General features: G+C 45.2%; 16 protein-coding genes. 9 read left to right on the top strand and 7 right to left on the bottom strand.

Annotation, left to right across the window (positions count from 1 at the left end):
• Nucleotides 1-15 precede the first annotated feature (15 nt).
• From QT992_RS03810 to QT992_RS03790, 5 genes are all read right to left on the bottom strand, one after another.
• Nucleotides 16-1167 (bottom strand): glycosyltransferase family 4 protein, encoded by a 1152-nt coding sequence (locus QT992_RS03810; RefSeq protein ID WP_333316066.1) that lies wholly within the window; start codon nt 1165-1167, stop codon nt 16-18.
• A gap of 280 nt (nt 1168-1447) precedes the next feature.
• Nucleotides 1448-2284 (bottom strand): hypothetical protein, encoded by an 837-nt coding sequence (locus tag QT992_RS03805; RefSeq protein WP_333316065.1) that lies wholly within the window; start codon nt 2282-2284, stop codon nt 1448-1450.
• A 29-nt stretch (nt 2285-2313) separates the two neighbouring features.
• Nucleotides 2314-3237 (bottom strand): alpha-1,2-fucosyltransferase, encoded by a 924-nt coding sequence (locus QT992_RS03800; protein ID WP_333335206.1) that lies wholly within the window; start codon nt 3235-3237, stop codon nt 2314-2316.
• 100 nt (nt 3238-3337) lie between these two features.
• Nucleotides 3338-4339, bottom strand: coding sequence for a UDP-glucose 4-epimerase GalE (gene galE / locus QT992_RS03795; protein WP_333316061.1), 1002 nt, complete (start codon nt 4337-4339; stop codon nt 3338-3340).
• Nucleotides 4340-4646: 307 nt separating this feature from the next.
• On the bottom strand, nt 4647-4850 hold the full coding sequence (locus QT992_RS03790; RefSeq protein WP_333144783.1) for a hypothetical protein: 204 nt from the start codon (nt 4848-4850) through the stop codon (nt 4647-4649).
• A gap of 235 nt (nt 4851-5085) precedes the next feature.
• Between QT992_RS03790 and gloB the strand changes: the two genes are divergently transcribed.
• From gloB to QT992_RS03765, 5 genes are all read left to right on the top strand, one after another.
• Nucleotides 5086-5859 carry a hydroxyacylglutathione hydrolase gene (gene gloB / locus QT992_RS03785; RefSeq protein WP_333316059.1) on the top strand — a complete coding sequence of 258 codons (774 nt, stop codon included), beginning with the start codon at nt 5086-5088 and terminating at the stop codon, nt 5857-5859.
• A 587-nt stretch (nt 5860-6446) separates the two neighbouring features.
• Complete coding sequence (locus tag QT992_RS03780) at nt 6447-6746, top strand: hypothetical protein (RefSeq protein ID WP_333316057.1); 300 nt, start codon at nt 6447-6449, stop codon at nt 6744-6746.
• Between the two features lie 21 nt (nt 6747-6767).
• Nucleotides 6768-10826, top strand: coding sequence for a PAS domain-containing protein (locus QT992_RS03775; protein ID WP_333335202.1), 4059 nt, complete (start codon nt 6768-6770; stop codon nt 10824-10826).
• 191 nt (nt 10827-11017) lie between these two features.
• On the top strand, nt 11018-11476 hold the full coding sequence (gene rplI, locus QT992_RS03770) for a 50S ribosomal protein L9 (RefSeq protein ID WP_333108796.1): 459 nt from the start codon (nt 11018-11020) through the stop codon (nt 11474-11476).
• A gap of 389 nt (nt 11477-11865) precedes the next feature.
• Nucleotides 11866-15969 (top strand): replicative DNA helicase, encoded by a 4104-nt coding sequence (locus QT992_RS03765; protein ID WP_333335199.1) that lies wholly within the window; start codon nt 11866-11868, stop codon nt 15967-15969.
• A gap of 93 nt (nt 15970-16062) precedes the next feature.
• Here QT992_RS03765 and QT992_RS03760 read toward each other — a convergent pair whose 3' ends face one another.
• Nucleotides 16063-16668, bottom strand: coding sequence for an FKBP-type peptidyl-prolyl cis-trans isomerase (locus QT992_RS03760; protein WP_333335196.1), 606 nt, complete (start codon nt 16666-16668; stop codon nt 16063-16065).
• Nucleotides 16669-16947: 279 nt separating this feature from the next.
• Entirely contained in the window at nt 16948-17274 is a 327-nt protein-coding gene (locus tag QT992_RS03755; protein WP_333108801.1) for a phasin family protein, read from the bottom strand.
• Between the two features lie 216 nt (nt 17275-17490).
• Here QT992_RS03755 and QT992_RS03750 point away from each other — a divergent pair, with 216 nt between their 5' ends.
• The 4 genes from QT992_RS03750 to QT992_RS03735 all read left to right on the top strand — a co-directional run bounded on the left by QT992_RS03750 (nt 17491) and on the right by QT992_RS03735 (nt 20459).
• Nucleotides 17491-17847 carry a zinc ribbon domain-containing protein gene (locus tag QT992_RS03750; protein ID WP_333316050.1) on the top strand — a complete coding sequence of 119 codons (357 nt, stop codon included), beginning with the start codon at nt 17491-17493 and terminating at the stop codon, nt 17845-17847.
• Nucleotides 17848-18050: 203 nt separating this feature from the next.
• Entirely contained in the window at nt 18051-19016 is a 966-nt protein-coding gene (locus QT992_RS03745; RefSeq protein WP_333316048.1) for a BadF/BadG/BcrA/BcrD ATPase family protein, read from the top strand.
• 281 nt (nt 19017-19297) lie between these two features.
• Entirely contained in the window at nt 19298-19954 is a 657-nt protein-coding gene (locus tag QT992_RS03740) for a hypothetical protein (protein WP_333335191.1), read from the top strand.
• A gap of 103 nt (nt 19955-20057) precedes the next feature.
• Nucleotides 20058-20459, top strand: a complete 402-nt coding sequence (locus tag QT992_RS03735) for an MgtC/SapB family protein (RefSeq protein WP_333085418.1) — start codon at nt 20058-20060, stop codon at nt 20457-20459.
• Nucleotides 20460-20916: the final 457 nt, after the last annotated feature.

Below are 20916 nucleotides of genomic sequence, written 5' to 3'. Positions count from 1 at the left end.
GTTTTAAAATAACCTTTACATACCTGCAATTATATCTGAAAGTATCGGTTTCATTGCTTGAATACTATATTTTTTTACACATCTTTCCCGAGCTTTCATTCCTTGTAAATTAGCCGCTGTCAAATTTTGAAATATCCATTGAATTTTTTGGGAAATTTGAGCGGGAGAACTCGGATCGACTAAATAACCCGTTCCTCCTAAAATTGCTGGAATATCCCCCACTCGCGTAGACAAAACAGGCTTAGCCATTGCCATGCCATCTGTCAGCTTGAGCGGAAACTGAGCCACGGCTGTGAGAGTTTCTCGCTGAGGAACAACGACAACATGAGCCGCCGCTACAACCGACGGCATCGTCTCCACTGGAAACCTTGGCAGTTTAATAATCCAACGCCCCCATTGTTTCACAAGTTTATCATCATAATCATCATAAGGACTCCCGCCGACGATCGCTAATTTTAAATCGGGTTCATTTAACTGTTCGAGGGCCATCAAAACATCCTCAACACCTTTGTGAGGTCGCGGCGCACCGGGAAACATTAAGATTCTATACCCGGACAAGCCGTAACGCTGTCTGCTCAATTCAGGATTGTATTTAGCAGGATCGAACATTGCAGTATCCTTACCATTAGGCAAATATACACCACCAAAACGCTGTTTTAAAAACTCAGTATCAACGGTGACTGCATCCGCACGGTGAATGAGACTTTCCATCCACTTGAGATAGAGGGGATGATCTGGTTCTCTCAATTGACCGTTGTGTTTAAAAATATCTCGATAAAGTTGTTTGAAAGAGGGACGGTATTGCCATTCATCTCCCCCGTACCAGCTCAGTTCCCAGTCGTCTATATCTAAAATTATAGAGTGGCGACTCGCCAGTTTTTTGAGCAGCGATAAACCCAAGCTTGTAGGTTTAGGTTTGACTGCATAAATAATATCCCCATCTATTTTTTTCCAAAGTTTTTGAGCATCCATCAAAAACCCCGGATAATTTTTACCCGGTATCGCACATACCGGGATGTCTCTGGGAGGAGTAGCATACAATTCCGTGCCAAACTGAAATCCAACAACTTCTACATCACATTTAAGCTCTATCAAGACTTGAGCTAATAAAAAAGCACGAATTGCACCTCCTCCTGACAAATCGCTCACTACTAATGAAACTTTCACTGAGTATTTTGTTTAAAACATTTATTTAATTTTCCTGCTTAACCGAGCTTTTGTCAAGGCTATGGGGACTCAGGCACTCTTGACCAAAGCAACGGGGTTTTTAACCAGGGAAAAGGGCAGCAACGCGTCTTTTGGTACAAAAAACACAGTAATGAACCCAAGACTGTTATTCAAGCCAGCAATAATTCTTCTAAGTAAATTTTCGGATATGTTGATGCTAATTTTTTTTATTTTGCGCTGATTTTTGTTGCTTTTGATGCAGTTGGCCAACAAACTTTAATTATTTTAAACGCCAGGGATTGTTAAGTTGATTTGGTAAAAATATTTTAGCCGTGCGATCGACTATTCTAGTAAAGAGCGATCGCGTCACGTTCTTCGCGTACTGAGGGCGGTAAGGATAAGTGCAGTGCATTACTTTAATCGGTTTGTCGATCGTATAAACATCTTTCCACTTATCCAAATAGTTGTAAACCGGGGACAAAGTTGTCATTTTCGGTTTCACAGATTCAACAGCAGCCGCAAAAGCGCCCTGGTCTTTTAACAGTAGCACATTTTGATGCGCCACTACCATCTCGAAATATTTCTTAAAATTTGTGAACAATTCCTGAGTTTTACTGCTTTTCGTAAAAGCGATAAATCCGCCATTGTATTGAATACTATTTTCATTTAGCGGCAACCCGACAGACTGCAAAGTTGACAGAATATCCTGCTTCACTCTTAATAAATTTGCCGCTTTAGCAATCGCAGGCTGCACATCTTCCGTCACCAACAAATCCACCCCATCAAGAAAATCAAAAACCTCATCTATTGGCGACAGCAAACAAATATCACAATCCAGATAAATAGTTTTCTCAAACAGAGATTCCCCGTACAAAGCCAGCTTAGCTAGCCGCGACGCCAAAACAGGATTTTCATTAGAGGGTGCAGGTTTCAATATGACATTTCCGAACACCTGAAGTAAAGGATATAAAATTAGAGGTACTCTATCTATTAAAATAATAATTGGTTCGCGGTGAAACTTCCTAACAGACGCCAGAAAATGAACGCAATCCTGGAAAGAGTAAAGACCGGTTAAAATAGTGATAAATCCCTTGACTGCTAATTTATTTGAATTCATTAATTTACTTATTGATTTACTTATTTCCCTCAGTGTGTCCACTCCCAAAAGCTCTCACTCCAGTCATCTCGTTCGTGAAAAAGCCCTTGCCATTCATAAAAATGTACAAAATCTTTCAGGTTAATTGTTTTATTGACATCGCGGATCATGTAAAGAGGTTTATCGCCATAAAAAGAAGCCCACATAGTATAACTGCTAGGCGGCCCGACAACATAGTCGCACTCAGCCAAAGCATACATATCTTCAATTAAATTACCGCTGCCAAATCCACAGTTAAAATCATCACACAAACTCGGATTTGGCGGAATATTAGAACAAATCAAAAACTTGATAGTTTTGCCGTCAAATAGCCTTACCACAGAATTCATGACTTCTAAATATTGCTCAGTTGTGTAAAAGTATCTCCCCTTTTGATGCTGAGCATAATCCCCTTGACGGATGTGAATTCCGACGACGATATCAGAGTTATTTTTTAAATTCAATATCACACGCTCTACATTGATTCTATATCGCTCTAATGGCGCAAAGTATGCTCTAATCGGGTCGGCGTACTTGTGTAAATAGGGGATATCTCCTACAAACCAGCCATCTCGAAATAGCCAGCCTTGAAAAAAAACAATTGAACCCTGCTTGATTGGTTCGATGTCCTGATATTTGAGCCAACTAAAAGGTTGTTTTCGGGTTATTTCTTGCGTTTTGAAGATTTTTTTCTGGCTTAAATACTTAATAAAATTATAATATTTACTTCTGACCAACTTGTTGCCTGGTGCGGTAAAATATGGAGGAGGATAACAACACAAAAAATCCCCAGCGGTTCCCACAAAGAATTCTGCATATTCGTCAAAAGCAGGATTGAGAACAGTCAAATTATGCTCGATCGCCCAAGCAATGAAATTAGCAAAAAGCAGCAGTCGGTTGCCTAGCTGTCCCGATTTAGCAGATATTATTAGCATATTGTATTTTTGGGGCGGGCGGGACGCCCAACCCTACTCCCCACAATCATTTCCTCAAACTTGGCTGTAATGGTAAGGTGCGCCCAGCGCACCTTAAAGACTAAGAGTTGTGGCGTTTTTGGTGCCACTGCCAAGCATGGGAGATAATATTCTTAATGTCGGGATATTCAGGAGACCAACCCAAGGTTTCGATCGCCTTTTTGCTGCTACCAACTAAAGCAGGAGGGTCGCCCGGACGCCGATCGCACTCAACAGCCTTAATCTCTTTGCCCGTCACTTGACGAGCCGTTTCTATCACCTCTTTCACCGAAAACCCGCCGCCATTGCCCAAATTAAAGAAATCAGATTTGCCACCATTTAACAAATATTCTAATCCCAAAATGTGAGCAGATGCCAAATCGTTAACGTGAATGTAATCCCGAATGCAAGTACCGTCAGGAGTATCGTAATCCGTGCCAAAAATCGCGATCGAATCTCGTTTCCCCAAAGCCGCGAACAACACCAGCGGGATCAGGTGAGTTTCTGGATTGTGATCCTCTCCTAACAACCCGTTCGGGTCAGCCCCAGCCGCGTTAAAATAGCGGAAACAAACAGACTTGAAATCATACGCAGCGTCAAAATCCGACAAAATCCGTTCTACCATTAACTTAGTAGCACCGTAGGGATTGATCGGGTTTTGCGGGTGGTCTTCTGTGAGCGGAATTTTCTGCGGTACACCGTAAGTCGCGCAAGTAGAAGAAAACACAAATTTCTTCACCCCAGCAGCGATCATTGCTTCCAAAAGCGTAATAGTGCCGATGACATTGTTGCGATAATATTTAGCTGGGTCGGTAACAGATTCGCCCACGTAAGCGTAAGCAGAAAAGTGCATTACAGCATCAATCTTGTGCGTAGCAAACAAGTTGTCTAGAAGAGTGCGATCGTTCGTGTCGCCAACTACTAACTCCACCTGCAAAGCCCGATCTACTAAATCTCTGTGACCGTAAACTAAATTATCCAAAATCACCACACCGTAACCGGCGTTTTTCAGCGCTAATACCGCGTGAGAGCCAATATATCCAGCTCCGCCCGTCACCAAAATAGTTTGTTTGTCTGCACTCATTTTATTCTGCCTGTTTACTGTAGCTGCAAGAAGTCCGGTAGGGACACTCCAAAAGCCCATTGGTGTCAACTTAATACTAAAAACCTTGATAAATCGCCCTTTTACCTAAGTCTAGATCCCCCTAAATCCCCTGATTGTTGGGGGACGAAAGAGAAGGCTCTTGTCCCACCCCCCTACTCCCCTTCTTAAGGGGGGTTAGGGGGGAGCTAAGTTTAATGGTCAAACAGCAATCTGTGACTGGGTTTGAACTTAAGTTGTCACTAATGGGCTTTTGGAGTGTCCCTACTTATCCGGGGAGTTTACAAGTTCACTCGATAAACTTGAGGCGACCAATTTGGATATAATCAAATATCCGATTGATTTGATGTCGATCCTCTTCGGAAATTTTATCATCTGACAGGATAGCCGAAGTCAAAACTAAGTGTTCCCTGCGACTGATCTTGCCAGACGCTACAATCCGATCGACTTTTTGAGAAATTGTTAAGTTCGATTTGTTGTGAGATGTTCGCATTTATTCGATCGCTTTTATGCCAAAATAGTTAAAGCCGATTGCAGTTCTTGACTCAAAAATGGTGCCTACCCGACCGCAAATCAATTTGCTCAACAGCAGAAATAACGCATCAGAGTTTTATCAGAGTTTTACTTCCCAAGATAGATATGCGGACTTAATAAATCTGCAATCAGCCTTCGGATAGCGTTCCGAGTAACTTAATTATATAATATTTTTCCTAGAGAGGCACTTTTCTATGCAGGTTTATCGGCTTCCGGTTCTGTCCGACAATTACATTTTCTTGCTGCACGACCCCGATCGCCACACAGCAGCAGTCGTCGATCCAGCCGCTTCAGAGCCGGTCTTGCAGCAACTGATCTCGCTCGGAGCCGAATTAACAGCAATTTTCAATACGCACCACCACAGCGACCACGTAGGCGGCAACCAGCAACTGATCGATCGCTTTCCCCAAATTAAAGTTTACGGCGGCGCAGAAGACCGAGGCAGAATACCCGGACAGCAAGTGTTTTTACAAGCGGGCGATCGCGTTTCTTTCGCCAACAGAAGCGCCGAAATCTTCTTCGTACCCGGCCACACAAAAGCTCACATCGCCTACTATTTCCCCCCCAGCAACCCAGGGGAAACCGGCGAATTGTTCTGCGGCGACACTTTATTTGCTGGAGGCTGCGGCAGACTATTTGAAGGCACTCCCGCCCAAATGTTAGCCTCTCTGGGGCAACTGCGAAACTTGCCCGATAGTACGAGAGTTTGGTGCGCCCACGAATACACGCTGAAAAACTTGCAATTTGCCTTGAGTGTGGATGGCGACAATCCCGATTTACAGCAGCGCTTCGCCGAAGTCAAGGAAGCGCGCAGTCGATCGCAACCTACAATACCATCATCGATCGGCCTCGAAAAAAGCACAAACCCATTTTTGCGCTGGGATTTTCCCAACCTCCAATCAGCCGCCAACACCTCCGATCCAGTGCAAACCTTCGCTCGATTGCGCGGCATGAAAGACCAATTTTGACTAAAAAAATGGGATACAAGCCCCGTCATTTTAGGACGGCTTTATGCTATAGTTTAATTGGTTGAAATCCCCACCTAAGATTGCAGCGATATATACTTATTTTGAGTTGAAACCGGGACTGATCCAGTAATAGGGAAAGACCCAAGGGCAATGGTTAAAATCCAACCTGGAAGCAAAACAAAGTATTGTTAATGTTTTTAAACAAAACGATACATAGTCGGGATGGGGAATCGCCACGACTCAAAATGGGCGCAGAGGGATTGTCAGACTAGCAACGGTTAGCAGAACCCGATGAAGCGTCAAGAATCACCGCTCCTTCAGGACGGTGAGTATTTCAACACTGCAAACAATAAATATCACAATATCGAGCCATAATTCATTGGGGGGGCTTTCCCACGGTTTCGGTATTGATAAGAAGGTGCATCACTTGAGTTGACATATAGCCTTTCTCAGTAACATGGGGTGTTCTTGGGCATTGGGCATTGACCCGCGCAGGGCATTGGAAGAGTGCCTTATATCGTTTCCCGTTGCATCGGAATGATTTAACCGCAGAGGGCGCAGAGAACGCAGAGGGAGAGAATACAGAGATGGATAATTCCGATGCAACCGGATTTGATATTACTTTCCTGAGAACCGCTATATCTTCAATATCGCGGTTTTTCTATACTTGCTCGGATTTGAAACAGCCAGAAAATTGCCTGTCGCCTGCGATCAAGCCCGCAAATGGTTCAGACGTGAGACTCTACGATAAAATAAATTGTCTAGATATTGATATTACCGCACAACGATCGACATCCATCGGAGGTTTGAATTGTCACCCCGCTCAAATCAAAAGTGCCTCTGGTTATTTCCCTATTATTGACCGCGATTGGCTTTGCCCAAAGTAAAATGAGCGTTGTTAGAAACCGATGCAAAACCCACGCAATACTGAACCCCAAGCAAAAATCGACCCATCTGTTTCAACGGATTCTAACAAAGCGTTCTACCCAGCCGCGCCTTTGTCAACTGATGTAGGGATGGTTCTGCAATTGGCAGATGGTAGCATTCAGGGCTGCAATTCTCACGCCCAGGAGCTGTTGGGGATGACAGCACAACAGATGCTCTTATGCACTTCAATCAACAGTCGGTGGCAGACTCTGCGTGAAGATGGCTCGGATTTTCCCAGCCAGACGCATCCGGCGATGGTGGCGTTGCAAACCGGGCAACCATGCTCAAATGTCATCATGGGCTTTGAGCGGCCACAGGGAGAATTGGTTTGGTTGACGCTCAATTCTCAACCTTTATTTCAGGGAGATCGATCGACTCCCTATGCGGTAGTAACCACCTTCACTCCTATCGCTCAACAAAAGCCTGAACCAGTCTGTAACGCGCCCGCGCCCCAACTGTCAGACACCCTCGAAAGTATTTCGGACGGGTTTTTTACTTTGGATCGAGATTGGCGATTTACCTACCTCAATTCGCAAGCAGCGCGGTGGCTAAATCGACCCTCGCAAGATTTGATTGGCAACAACATTTGGGAAGAGTTTCCCGAATCAGTGGGCAGTTTGTTTGAGCTCGCATCTTGCACCATTCTCAAGAACGGGCAAGATGCCCGTTCCACAAAAGATGAATTTTCTTCTTGTGGAACAGGCATCTTGCCTGTTCGGGAACAAATTACGGTTAGTTTTGAATCTTTTTATCCCCCGCTCAATGCTTGGTATGCGGTACGAGCCTATCCCATCCCATCGGGACTTGCCGTTTATTTTCAAGATGTGACCGAGGAGAAAGCGGAGCGGGCTATTGTTATTAAACAAGCGCCAACTGTGCAGCAACAACTAGCAGAAATCGAGGCGATTTATGCTAGTGCGCCGATCGGACTTTGCTTCCTCGATACTGAGTTGCGGTTTGTCCGCATCAACGATCGGCTAGCAGAAATTAACGGAGTTCCAGCCGCCGCCCACATCGGCAAAACATTGCGCGAAATCTTGCCAGAACAAGCAGATGAGTTAGAGCCGCTTTACCGACAAGTTATTGAAACTAAAGTTCCACTTCAACAGCTCGAACTTCGCAGGACGAACTCAGCACAGCCGGGAGTCGATCGCGATTGGCTGTTGAGTCTCTATCCGCTCAGGGCCGAGGACGATCGCGTCTTGGGAGTGAATGTGACGGTGCTAGAAATTACCGATCGCAAAGCTACTAAAAAAGAAATTGAACGGCTCAACCAAGAACTAGAGCGACGAATTAATGAACTGGAATCGATACTTGATGCTGTACCCGTTGGCATTACGATCGCAGACGACCCACAGTGTAAAGTAATTCGCGCTAACCGATTTGCCCAGTCGATGTTGATAGTGCCGGCCGATACCAATGTTTCTGGAACCGGAGAGCAAGCCTGGGCCCTTCCGTTTAGACGATTCCGCAACGGAGAAGAAATTCCGGGAGAACAACTCCCAATGCAACTGGCCGTGGCTTCCGGCGTCGAAGTGCGAGATGTGGAAATTCAAATGGTGCGATCGGACGGGGTGGCCTTTGATTGGTTGGTGAATGCGGTGCCGTTGTTTGACGAACATGGCGCAGTTCGCGGCTGTGTGGCGGCCTTTATGGATATTAGCGATCGCAAACGCACGGAAGAAGAACTGCGGCAAAAGAATGCGATTTTGAACGTGATTAACGAGTCAGCACCCACGCCAATTTTTGTCAAAAATCGAGAAGGACAGATTATTTATGCCAATCCAGCCACGCTGGAAATAATGGGCAAATCTGCTTCTGAAGTAATTGGTGGTCGCGATATCGATTTATACCCAGTAACAGAACTTGCAGTCACAGTCACGGAAAACGATCGGCGCATTATGGAATCCGGCCAAACAGAAGTCCTCGAAGAATCTCACGATGGCATTCGGACATTTCTGGTAATGAAAGCTCCATACCGCAATCAGGCGGGAGAAGTCATCGGCTTGATTGGCATCTCCAGCGAAATCACCAATCGCAAACGAGCCGAAGTCGCCATGCAAGAACAAACTAAGTTACTGCAAGTCATCATTGACAGCATTGGTGATGGTTTAATTTTAGCAAACCAACAAGGGGAGCTTGTGCTGTTTAACCGAGCCGCCGTGGGGATATTCGGTCAGCTATCGAATGAAAAATCCCATCAGGAATGGTCGAGCACCTACGGACTATTTTTGGCAGACAAAAAAACCCTTTTCCCCGACGCTGAACTACCTCTAGCCAGAGCAATCAAAGGTGAATATGTCAATGATGTAGAGGTATTTGTCCGCCGCGAAGATGCCAAAGGTCGCTGGATCAGTATGAGCGGTTATCCGGTAGTTGATGCTAGCAGCGAAATCAAAGGCGGAGTGATTGTCTGTCGCGATATCACAGAACGCAAACAAGCTTTATCAGCGCTGCAAGAAAGCGAAGAACGATTCCGCAATATGGCTAACAACGCTCCATTTATGGTATGGGTAACAGACTCCACAGGCTATTGCACTTTCTTGAGCGAAAGCTGGTATGACTTCACAGGTCAAACTGAGGAAACAGGTTTGGGATTGGGTTGGGTAAACGCGGCGCATCCAGAAGACCTAGAACAGGCCAAAAATGTGTTCTTGACCGCCAACGATCGCCAGGAATCTTTCCGCGTGGAATATCGCCTCCGGCGCCAGGATGGCCGATATTCTTGGGTGATTGATGCGGCTGCTCCCAGATTTTCCGAAAGGGGACAATTTGAGGGTTATATCGGCTCTGTTATCGACATTACAGAGCGCAAACAAGTGGAAACCGAGCGCGATATGGTTCTCCAATTAGAACAAACTGCCCGCGCGGAAGCCGAGCGAGCTAACCGCATTAAAGACGAGTTTCTGGCGGTGCTTTCTCACGAGTTGCGATCGCCCTTAAATCCGATTTTAGGCTGGTCGCAACTGCTCGTCGGTGGCAAGCTGAAGGCGAGTCAAACTGCCAAGGCCTTTGAGACGATCGAGCGCAACGCCAGACTACAATCTCAATTAATCGAAGACTTGCTTGATGTGTCTCGGATTCTGCAAGGAAAACTCAGATTGAATGTGGTTCCGGTGAATCTGGCAACCATTATTCCATCTGCTGTGGAAACGGTGCAATTAGCAGCCGAAGCTAAAAAAATTCAAATCCAAACAATCTTAAATTCTGATGTCGGGCAAGTTCTCGGCGATACAAGTCGCTTGCAACAAATTGTGTGGAATTTGTTATCAAATGCGGTGAAATTTACGCCCGAAGGCGGTCGAGTAGAAGTTCGATTAGGGCAAATCGCACGCCAAGCTCAAATTCAAGTCACGGACACGGGTAAAGGTATTCTTCCCGATTTCTTGCCTTATGTTTTTGACCATTTCCGACAAGAAGATGGCGCGACAACTCGCAAATTTGGCGGCTTGGGACTGGGATTGGCGATCGTCCGCCAACTGATCGAACTTCACGGCGGAACGGTGTTTGCAGAAAGCGCAGGAGTTGGTCAAGGAGCGACGTTTACGGTGAGATTACCGCTATTAAATGATGATTCTAGAAGGCAGGAGGAGGAAGAACGTCATGGGGCTGCTAGTCCCGATCTCTCATCCTTGCCGCTAGCTGGATTGAGAATTGTGGTGGTAGATGATGAACTCGACTCGCGAGATTTTGTCGCTTTCGTGCTTGAGGAAGCGGGTGCAGAGGTGATTTCCCTGTCATCTGCTGCTGAGGCGCTACAGTCGATCGAACTAACTGCACCGGATTTGCTCGTCAGCGACATTGGAATGCCCGATATGGACGGCTATATGTTGATCGAGCGCATCCGCACTCAGCTTGCGCCTGAGTATCGGCAGTTGTTGGCGATCGCCTTAACGGCCTATGCTGGAGAAGCGAACGAGCGTCAAGTTTTGCAAGCCGGATTTGACAAACACTTAGCCAAGCCGATCGATCCGACCCAGTTAGTTGCTACTGTAGCGCGATCGATCGTCGCCGAGCGATCGCTCGCGACGCTTTGGTAGATAAGCTTCAAGACCAGCACCTCCCCGTTTGGCGAATTTCCAACTGAATTTGCCAGTTAATAGTATGCCTGTCAACCGTCAGCAGTCAACCGTCAGCAGTCAACCGTCAACCGTCAACCGTCTCCCTTGCGATCGCCCCTCAAACTTCGCTATTATAAAAAGTTGCAGTTAAAACCCCACAACCCACGATCATGGCCAAGCGCGTCCAATTAGTTTTAAACAAAGATGTCAGCAAACTCGGCAAAGCTGGCGACGTAGTAGAAGTAGCCCCAGGCTACGCCCGCAACTATCTAGTACCCCAAGGAATGGGATTTAAAGCCACTCCGGGCATTCTCAAGCAAGCAGAGCGCCGCCGTGAAGAAGAAAGACTGCGCCAGCTAGAGCTCAAGCAGCAAGCTGAAGTCCGCAAAACCGCCCTCCAATCGGCTGGGCCTTTCATCATCTCCAAGCAAGTTGGCGAAGCAGACGCGATTTTTGGTACTGTTACCAACCAAGAAGTAGCAGAACTGATTTTCAACTCTACCAGTCAAGAAGTCGATCGGCGCGGCATCACCCTACCCGAAATTCGCCAAACTGGTACATACAAAGCTGAAATCAAACTACACGCCGAAGTTACTGCCGAAGTTGATATTCAAGTTGTTCCGATGTAATTAAGAGTCATCAGCCATCAGTCATTAGTCATTAGTTGTTAGTCATTAGCTAACAACTAAGCACTGCTAAGTAAGGACTCAATAACGCTAATTTGCAGATTGAGAACGGGAGCATCTCAGCAGAGAGTAAGAAGCATTTTTTCAGGAGTGCGAGATCGAGAGAGCGTGAGTCGGGTATAAACGCGAGCTCGTAACAGATCGCACTCCTACAAAACCTTACACTGATAATAACTAATGACCCCGCCGGAAAAACGGACACAAGCCCCGACGCTCATGAGAGTCGAACCTAAAATTTTAGGATCTTGTTCAAGCTCCCAGATTCATCTGTAGAGTAAATCTAAAATCTAAAATCTAAAATCTAAAATCGACTGACTGAGGACTATTGACTAATGAGCGATTTGATGCCGACAAATATAGAGGCAGAAGAAGCAATTTTGGGCGGGATTTTAATTGACCCCGAAGCTATTTCCCGAATTGCCGAACTGCTGCGACCGGAGTTTTTTGCCATCACCGCTCATCAAGTCATTTATCGATCGGCATTAGGGCTATTTTTACAGGGTCAACCTACCGATTTAATGACGGTAACAACTTCGCTAACCGACCGCAACCAGTTAGAGCAAGTAGGAGGACTAACTAAATTAGCACAATTAGTCGATCGCACAGTTTCCGCAGTCAACATCGACCAATATGCAGTTTTAGTAGAAGACAAATATCAGCGCCGCAAATTAATCGAAGCTGGCAACAACATAGTACAATTAGGTTACGAGACAGCCGTACCGCTAGAAACAGTCTTAGACCGCGCCGAACAAGAAATTTTTAGCATAACTCAAGAACGCCCGCAACAAGATTTAGTATCGATCGGCGAAACACTAAACCAAACATTTCAAGACCTAGAAAATCGCAATGAAGGCCTCACACTTCCCGGTATTCCGTGCGGTTTTTATGACTTAGATGCTATGACAGGAGGCTTTCAGCGATCGGATTTAATCATCGTTGCAGCTAGGCCGGCGATGGGAAAGTGCCAAGCAGCCTCTACCGTAATAGTAGAAAGTGATGGAAGTGTTTCTAGTATAGAACAAATCTATCAAAAACGTCAAGCTGAATTACTAACATTAGGAGAAGATTGGCAATTTCACCTAACTAGACCATCAGCTTTTATAGATGATGGAATTAAGCCTGTATTTCGGGTAACAACAAGACTGGGACGCTTTATAGAAACTACAATTACACACCCATTTTTAACAATTAAGGGCTGGCGGCAGTTGAGGGAAATACAAGTAGGCGATAAGATTGCTGTTCCCCGCAGGATGAATCTTTTTGGTAAAGAAACCATCCGAAACTGTGAAGTTAAATTATTGGCTTATCTAATTGGCGATGGGTGTTTGACACGCAGCGCGCCACACTTCACCAATGGAAATACTGCTATACTACAAGATTTTGCTGAAGCTGCTACTAGCTTCGGAGGTCTTAAGCTGCGATTCAACGATAAAGGGAGACGCGCACCAGAATATTATGTCATGGGCGATCGAGAAAGTTACACAGATAGTATAAAAAACTTTGGTTATAATTTAGAAATAATCCTTTTAAAACGAAATTTTGACTCTAAAAAATTAGCGCTAGAATTGGAAGTTCCACCGCGATTAGTCCGGTCTTGGGTGGAAGGAAGAGCATTTCCCAATCAAGAATTATTTAGTGGCATTTGCAGAGTTTTAAGAGTAGATCCAGAACACCTAGCCGATGAGGGAATGGATGTTATTAATACAAGTCATAAAAATCCCCTGAGAAATTGGTTAGAAAAGTTAGGTCTGATGGGAAAAAATGCTCATGAGAAAACTGTACCAGAAATAGTTTTTAAATTGGAGCGATCGCAAATTGCCCTTTTCCTCAACCGTCTCTTTTCCACTGATGGGTGGGCCACCCTACTTACCAGCGGTCAATCTCAGCTAGGCTACTGTTCTGTCAGCGAAGAACTAGCCAGACAAGTACAGCATCTACTGCTGAGATTTGGCATCATTGCTGCCCTCAAAAAGCGTTCTGTCAAATACAAAAATACTCGCATACCAGCTTGGCAAATCGATATTACTGACGCAAAATCAATCAAAACATTCATATCAGAAATTGGTATTTTTGGCAAAGAGGTAGCATTATTCAAAGTAAAAGAAGCATTAGAAAATAAAGAATACCAAACTAACCGCGATTTAATTCCTGTCGAGGCCTGGGAATACCTAGCATTAGCAAAAGGCAACGAATCTTGGGCATCCTTAGCAAAACGAGCAGGTATCAAAGGTCACTCAAATATCCACGTTGGTAAACGTGCGCTGTCCAGGGAAAGATTTTTAGTTTTAGCAACGGCTTTAGATAATTTATGGCTGAAACAACTGGCAGATAGCGAGGTTTACTGGGATGAAATAGTTTCTATAGAACCGATGGGAGACAAGCAAGTCTACGACTTAACTATCCCGGAGACGCACAATTTTGTGGCTAACGATATCTGCGTTCACAATACTGCTTTCTGTACCAACATCGCCCACCACATCGCCGCCGGACAGCAGAAATTGCCGGTTGCCGTTTTCAGCTTAGAAATGTCGAAAGAACAGCTAGTGCAGCGTATCCTGTCCAGCGAAGCCAAAATAGAAAGTAATCGGTTGCGATCGGGTAGAATCAGTCAAAACGAATGGGAACCAATCAGTACAGCCATTGGCAATTTATCAGAACTACCACTATTTATTGACGATACTCCCAATATTACCGTCACAGAAATACGATCGAAAGTCCGCCGCCTCCAAGCAGAACAAGGCGGAACCCTAGGATTAGTCTTGCTAGATTACCTGCAATTAATGGAAGGCAGCAGCGACAACCGCGTGCAAGAACTATCTCGAATTACCAGAAGTCTTAAAGGTTTAGCCCGCGAACTCAACGTGCCGATTATTGCCTTATCTCAGTTGAGTCGGGGTGTGGAAGCAAGGACAAACAAGCGGCCCATGATGTCTGATTTACGCGAAAGCGGCTGTCTCGGTGGCGATAGTTTAGTTACCCTGGCGGATAGTGGATTAGAAGTCCCGATTCGTGATTTAGTCGGCAAATCTGGCTTTGCTGTTTGGGGGTTAAATTCAGATACCCTGAAACAGGAAAAAGCGATGGTGACTAATGCTTTTTGTACTGGAGTCAAGCCCGTCTGGGAGATGACGACTTGCTTGGGAAATTCGATTACAGCAACAGGCAATCATAAGTTCTTTACATCAGATGGTTGGAAGCGGTTAGATGAATTAAAAATAGGCGATCGAATTGCTACACCTCGATCAATTCCTTGTAGTGAAGTGCAGACGATGGGTAATGCTGAATTAGCTTTACTAGGACATTTAATTGGTGATGGTTGTACTTTACCCCGACATACCATTCAGTACACGACGCGAGAATTAGATTTAGCTGAATTAGTTGCACATTTGGCTAGAGAAGTATTTGGTGATAAAATTAATCCCCGCATTAAACGCGAACGCGATTGGTATCAAGTTTATCTCTCCGCTAGTTATCGTCTCGCTCCCAATATTAAAAATCCGATTACTAAATGGCTCGAACAATTAGAAATATTTGGTTTACGTTCCCATGAAAAATTTATTCCCAGTTTAGTATTTACCCAACCGCAAGAATCGATCGCTCTTTTCCTTCGACACCTATGGGCAACTGATGGTTGTATCAAACCGACTAAAGGGAAGAAATGTCTTTATCCAGCTATTTATTATGCTTCTAGTAGCGAGAAGTTAGCCAGAGGAGTCCGTTCTCTGTTGCTTAGACTGAACATCAATGCGGCTGTCAGAGTTATTTCTCAAGGTAAAAAAGGGCGCGCACAATATCAAGTTTGGTTAGGAGGGAAATCAGACATAGAAATATTTGCGAATGTAATTGGTGCAGTTGGTAATTATAAAAGATCTAGTTTGGAAGAGGTAAAAATATATTTAAATAATGCTGATAGTGGGAAGACTAATCGGGATTTAATTCCGAATGAACTTTGGCGAACTCAAGTCAATCTTGCCCAAAAGCGCCTTGGTTTAACCGTCAAACAGATGCAAGATTGCTTAGGTATGCGTTATTCAGCCACAACGGATTACAAATGTGATATTGGTCGAGAACGCGCATATCAGTTGGGGAATATTTTGGATGCCGAAGAGATATTCAAGCTAGCTGTTAGCGATATCTATTGGGATAAGGTGAGAGAAATCAATTTTTGTGGCGAAGAAATGGTTTACGATATGACAGTAGAAAATATTGAAAGCTTTGCCACACAAGGTTTGTATGCCCATAATTCCATAGAGCAAGACGCCGACTTAGTAATTATGCTCTACCGCGATGAATACTATAACCCTGATTCGCCCGATCGCGGAATTGCAGAAGTAATTATTACCAAACACAGAAACGGGCCCACAGGAATCATCAAACTATTATTTGACGCCCAATATACCTGCTTTCGCAATCTCGCATCTCCGAAGCGATCGTAAATCAACCAGAACATACACAAAAACCCGGTTTCTTAAAAAAAAACCGGGTTTCTAAACACCGTAAAAGTTTTACGTTGAATGAGATTGAGCTACCTAGTCAGCGATTTTCAACAATTCCACATCAAAAATCAGCGTAGCATTAGGAGGAATCACCCCGCCCGCACCGCGAGCGCCGTAACCGAGTTCAGGGGGAATAATCAACTTGCGGCGCTCTCCAACTTTCATTGTACCGACACCTTCATCCCAACCCTTAATTACTTGACCCACGCCAATTTGGAACTGAAAAGGAGAATTGCGATCGCGCGAACTGTCAAACTTCGTGCCATCCTCCAAAGTTCCCGTGTAGTGCACCACAACCTTCTGCCCGGTTTTTGGAGTCGCCCCATCACCCTCTTTCAATTCAACATATTTCAGACCTGAATCTGTGGTGACAGTTTTCTCAGTATTAACAGTTTTCTCAGTATTATCAGTCATGTTATTGCCAGCGATAGTAGCTGGTACCTCCGGTAAAGTAGCATCAGCTACTAGCAAGCTATTTTCATTCAAAGACTGCGCTGACAACTTCTCAATAGCAGTCTCGGGTAAAAGATTGTTCAATTCGGCTGCAACTGCTTGGGACCCAGAACCGCCCATTTGAGCGACTATCAAAAACAAAAAGCAAACCAGCATTACTCCCAAGCTGACTAGAACTCCTCGCAAAATTAATCCTCCTAATACTTTTAACCGCGATATCTCAGATATCTAAGACATCTAGTACAACAAGAACTACCAAATGTTATCTGAACTTTTCCACCAAAAAACGGCAGGTACCAGATAATTTTCAAGGCCAAAGTATGAAGTCAAAATGTTTGTAATTCTACATAAATGGCTTCTACATAAGTGCCTTTTTTAGCCTTCTGCCTTCGGGTGACAATCTTATCACAAGATAGCAGCGAACTTCTCGCGGGCGTTAGCGAAGCTTGCAGAAGAGGATCGAACTCAGCGCCAGTTACGGTTTTCTAAATCCCGCATCTGACGTTCCAAACGATCGAGCCTTCCGCGCAACTCATCCATTTCCGACTGTCGGGGAACTCCCATATCTTGCAGCATATTCCGTAGTTGCCGCTGCAACTGCGTCTCCCAATTGCCCTGTTCAGACTTGAGGTGCTCCGTCATGTCATCCACAAAGGTTTTGGCTTGCTCGGAATTGATTTTGCCATCTTTGACCCATTGCTCGCTGACTTCCTGCAATTTCTCGGCCACCAGGGAGGTAGTACCAATGCCCAGCATTACCAGTTGTTTGAGTAAGTTGCTATTGTTATCCATAGATTTTTCCTAATGTTTGCCCTTTCATACCCGATCGGCTCAGGTCGCCTGCTGTCGCTGCGAAACCATCTGTAAACTTAAAGTTACATCAGCGCACACCTACCTTTCTATTTTGGAGCATCCAGCCGCCTGATGGCGAGGCGATCGCCCATTCTCGGCGTTCGGAAAACCCGCTAATGAGCCTACCCACCACATTACCCCATCACCCTGCTGTCTATGCCTGATTGCCCCCGCTGTCACCAACCTGTAGACGCCCAAGCGCTCGCCTGTCCACACTGCAAAATCCCCCTCAAAGCTTTCGGTCATCCGGGTATCCCTCTTTATCGATCGAAACCCGAAGAATTTCTGTGCACTACCTGTATTTATCACGAAGACGACACTTGCAACTACCCGCAGCGTCCCTTTGCCAAAGAATGCACGCTTTATCACGATCGAGCTGAGCCACTTGTGCCACAGACGATCCCTTACAGCAGCGGCGGCTGGCCACAATCAATCAAAAATTGGTGTCAGCGCCATCTGGTTTGGTTAGCATTATTAGGTTTAATTATTATTAGCATTGCTCTGTCGATTTAATCTCACATCTTGCACCATTCTGAAGAACAGGCTTTTCGGCCTGTTCCACAAAGAGTAGATTTTCTTGTGGAACAGGCCGAAAAGCCTGTTCATAAAAGGCTTATTGACAATGGTGCAACATCTCAGTTTAATCTGATTGTACAAAGCGTAGAATAGAGAGATATCTGTTAATCTGGGTTGCTCTATTATTCTCTAAATTATTCATGAGCTACGTATTCGGCATCGACGGCGGCGGCACTAAAACAATCTGCCTTTTAATGGATGACAACCACCTTGTTTTAGGACGCGGTGAAGCAGGGCCGTCAAATTATCAAACCCTGGGAATTGAGACAGCAAAACAATCCATCCAATTGGCGATCGAACGAGCAGTTCTGTCCGCTCAGGTCGAGGCTGTAGGCAATCTCAACATAGAAGCAATTGGTCTGGGACTAGCAGGCGTCGGGCGTCCAAAAGATCGTGAAATAGTGCAATTTGTAGTGCAGAACTTGCAGTTGACGAATACTTTACCAGTAACCCGATCGTTCCTGCCCAGGAATATAGTAATTTCCAGCGACTGCGCGATCGCACTTGCGGGCGGTACAGGCCATCCAGTGGGTATCGCCGTTATTTCAGGAACCGGTTCGATTGTTTTCGGGCAAAACCGTCACGGGAAAACTAAACGAGTCGGCGGTTGGGGATATATTTTAGGCGATGAAGGCAGCGGATATAACATCGCCCTTGAGGGTTTGCAAGCTGCTTTGAAGTTCTATGACGGACGCGAAGATTTTACCGTGCTTGCGGAAAAATTTCAAAAGCATTTAGGCCTCAATAACCTAGAAGAATTGGTAGAAGTCGTTTACGGGCGCGGTTGGGGAGTCAAAGAAATTGCAGCTTTAGCGCCGATTGTCGAGGGAGCCGCAGCAGAGGGCGATCGCGTCGCTGACAGCATTATCAACAATGCTGTGGCCGAATTAACCTATTCAACAAAAATAGCCATTTCAGCGCTATTTAACCAAACAGAAGAATTTGAAATTGTGATCGTAGGAGGTGTGTGGGGCGGAGAGGCAAATTGCCGAGGTCGGTTTGAAGATGCCATAAGTGCGATCGCCCCAAAAGCTAAGGTAATTTCGCCCCGATACGAACCAGCTTTCGGTGCTGGATTGCTAGCCTTAAACGCTCTCAACAATTAATCTCGTGTCCCCAGGCTTCATGCTGAGATTTCACCTTAACTAATTAGAGGCTAAGGGAGACGATGAACCGAAATCTCTCCTTTATCCTCCTTATCTTCCCACTCTTGCCGATTTTATCTATTTTTCCAAATTTTAAAATTCTGGATTATCTACCTTATCTTCCCAACTTCTAGAATTCCAGCCTGCCATAATCAAAACATCAGATGAATGCGAAACCAGAAACAAATTTAGCAGTAGTGCGTTCCTAAGTAAACAAAAACCGAAGCAAGGAGACAATTTATATGATTACTTCTCAAAAATGGCGTTCAGCAACAGCAGCAATCCTCGCACTGGGCATTACAGTTGGAACCAGCGTGCCGCTAGTGGTAGCTACTCCCGCAGAAGCCCAACAACGAATTTCCCAATTTGATAGCATCCGAATTCCGTCGGGCAGTGTAATTCCAGTTAGCTATGAAAAAGACAAAATAGTTGTCACCCGCGAAGAAACTGCACCTTTAACTTTAACAGTAGCGCAAGACATCCGCACACCTCAAGGCAGAGTATTAATCCCCGCAGGCAGCCAGATAGTCGGGGTACTGCAACCTGTCAGAAGAGGCAATCAAATCGGTACTCAATTTGTTGCCAGAGAGTTAATTATCAGCCGCCGCCAACGCTATCGGATTGACGGAAATTCAGGAATTATTACCAGAACCGAAAGAGTCCAAAAAGGTGCTGGCACAGGTTCACTAGCGCAAGGTGCAGCCTTGGGTGCAGCAGCAGCAGCAGCACTCGCAGGCATTACCGGGGACAAAGCGATCGCGACTGAAGAAGTATTGGGAGGCGCTGGGATCGGCGCTTTAGCGGGAGTATTGTTGGGGCGGCGCAGCGTTGACGTGCTGGTGATTCGCCCGGAACAAGATTTGGCAGTGAGATTGCGATCGGACATCGTGCTCCGCTAATATTGGAATCTTGGGATTAATTATTTGCAGTAAAACATTGTCGATCGCTAACTTGTGGTCTCCCGATAATTGGCTAGGCATACTGTTAAGGTTGTGCCTAGCCATGTTTGTTGGCGGAATTATTGGATGGGAGCGCCAACTCAGAAACAAACCAGCGGGATTGAGAACTCATATGCTAGTAAGTATGGGTTGTGCGCTGTTTGTTTTAATGCCGCTGGCAATGGGGAAAAATGAAAACGGAGGAGATGCTGTAGCGCGCGTAATTCAAGGCATTGCTGCCGGGATTGGGTTTTTGGGAGGCGGAGAAATCCTGCGGCAAAATCACCAGGAAAGAGGCAAAGTTGAAGTTCACGGCCTCACCTCTGCCGCCGCTATTTGGGTGTCAGCAGCTTTAGGAACTGCTGCAGGATGCGGGTTGTGGCAACTGGCATTAATTGGCGCTTTAATGTCGCTGTTTGTTCTGAGAGTAATTAAAGAGTTAGAGCGTCGGAGTCGTAGGAAATAGTCTCAGTGATTATATAATAATACCAACTATCCCAAATCTTGGAACAGTTATAAGTTTTTGGTTTGTTTCCTGAAAGACTGTATGCACCGGTGCGGATCTGTGAGATAGTCGCTTTTTTTGATAATTTAAGGGTAGCGACGCACCCTACAGCTACTGTTGCATGATTTTTTAGAATTAGTATAAGGTATGGTAAAATAACCGTTATAACATTTTTAGTGAGCCTTCATTCCGAGGGACTTTTATGAGGAATAAAGTCCTCCTTACCAACAAATTTGATTGCGGTCGAGCCAAGTTACCTAATATTAGCTAAGCTGTTACGCATTTAAACCATTAACGCTCTAGGTAAGGTGCGTCACCTAGAACACTGACTATACATGGGAAACGCTTATTTACGCTCCGCACCCTACTATCTTTCCGGCCCGCACCACAAAATATATAATTCCCCTGTACTCAGAAA

The organism is Microcoleus sp. T3_D1, from assembly GCF_036700405.1.
Lineage (GTDB): Bacteria > Cyanobacteriota > Cyanobacteriia > Cyanobacteriales > Microcoleaceae > Microcoleus.
Note: the sequence above shows the minus strand (reverse complement) of the source record. Positions and strands in the feature narration are given on the sequence as shown.

Excerpts from the sequence above, each read along its gene's own strand:
- QT992_RS03805 (WP_333316065.1), bottom strand. The coding sequence starts at position 2,284 with ATGAATTCAAATAAATTAGCAGTCAAGGGATTTATCACTATTTTAACC.
- QT992_RS03800 (WP_333335206.1), bottom strand. The coding sequence starts at position 3,237 with ATGCTAATAATATCTGCTAAATCGGGACAGCTAGGCAACCGACTGCTG.
- galE (WP_333316061.1), bottom strand. The coding sequence starts at position 4,339 with ATGAGTGCAGACAAACAAACTATTTTGGTGACGGGCGGAGCTGGATAT.
- QT992_RS03790 (WP_333144783.1), bottom strand. The coding sequence starts at position 4,850 with ATGCGAACATCTCACAACAAATCGAACTTAACAATTTCTCAAAAAGTC.
- gloB (WP_333316059.1), top strand. The coding sequence starts at position 5,086 with ATGCAGGTTTATCGGCTTCCGGTTCTGTCCGACAATTACATTTTCTTG.
- QT992_RS03780 (WP_333316057.1), top strand. The coding sequence starts at position 6,447 with ATGGATAATTCCGATGCAACCGGATTTGATATTACTTTCCTGAGAACC.
- QT992_RS03775 (WP_333335202.1), top strand. The coding sequence starts at position 6,768 with ATGCAAAACCCACGCAATACTGAACCCCAAGCAAAAATCGACCCATCT.
- rplI (WP_333108796.1), top strand. The coding sequence starts at position 11,018 with ATGGCCAAGCGCGTCCAATTAGTTTTAAACAAAGATGTCAGCAAACTC.
- QT992_RS03765 (WP_333335199.1), top strand. The coding sequence starts at position 11,866 with ATGAGCGATTTGATGCCGACAAATATAGAGGCAGAAGAAGCAATTTTG.
- QT992_RS03755 (WP_333108801.1), bottom strand. The coding sequence starts at position 17,274 with ATGGATAACAATAGCAACTTACTCAAACAACTGGTAATGCTGGGCATT.
- QT992_RS03750 (WP_333316050.1), top strand. The coding sequence starts at position 17,491 with ATGCCTGATTGCCCCCGCTGTCACCAACCTGTAGACGCCCAAGCGCTC.
- QT992_RS03745 (WP_333316048.1), top strand. The coding sequence starts at position 18,051 with ATGAGCTACGTATTCGGCATCGACGGCGGCGGCACTAAAACAATCTGC.
- QT992_RS03740 (WP_333335191.1), top strand. The coding sequence starts at position 19,298 with ATGATTACTTCTCAAAAATGGCGTTCAGCAACAGCAGCAATCCTCGCA.
- QT992_RS03735 (WP_333085418.1), top strand. The coding sequence starts at position 20,058 with ATGTTTGTTGGCGGAATTATTGGATGGGAGCGCCAACTCAGAAACAAA.